This window comes from Streptomyces doebereineriae, from assembly GCF_031845645.1.
Taxonomy (GTDB): domain Bacteria; phylum Actinomycetota; class Actinomycetes; order Streptomycetales; family Streptomycetaceae; genus Streptomyces; species Streptomyces canus.
Window position 1 is genome coordinate 1 of the sequence record NZ_JAVREZ010000559.1, and the last position, 395, is coordinate 395.

Annotated in this window: 1 protein-coding gene; it reads left to right on the forward strand. The window is 61.8% G+C overall.

From position 1 onward, the window contains the following. The coding region (locus RNB18_RS53245) for a DUF933 domain-containing protein (RefSeq protein WP_311721208.1) at positions 1 to 64 on the forward strand (64 nt) is incomplete at its 5' end. Between the last annotated feature and the right edge of the window lie 331 nt (positions 65 to 395).

The following is a 395-nucleotide window of genomic DNA, read 5'->3' on the forward strand; positions in this document are numbered from 1 at the left end:
CATGGAGGGCAAGGAGTACGTGATGCAGGACGGGGATGTGGTGGAGTTCCGCTTCAACGTGTAGCCGCCGACATGTCGCCCCGTCGCTGATCTTGCAAATGTGCAGGTCAGGCAGGGTCCGACTCTCCAGGGTCGGGCCCTTTGCGTTTCCTGTGCTGGGATAGTGCTGGGATGATTGACCCCTCGTCACCTGTCGTCATTTCTGGTCATCCGCACCGTGCTGGGATCGTGTTGGGATGGGATGGGGATGCCCGTGCTGGGATTGTGCGAGCGGGGCGTTGACCGAGCCGTGAAGGTAGTGCGGACGTGGCGCTTTTCCTACTCGTTTGACGCAATCTGGGGCATGGCTGAGGCGACGTACAGCATCGGGGAAGGGCCAGCGACGCGGGTGAGCT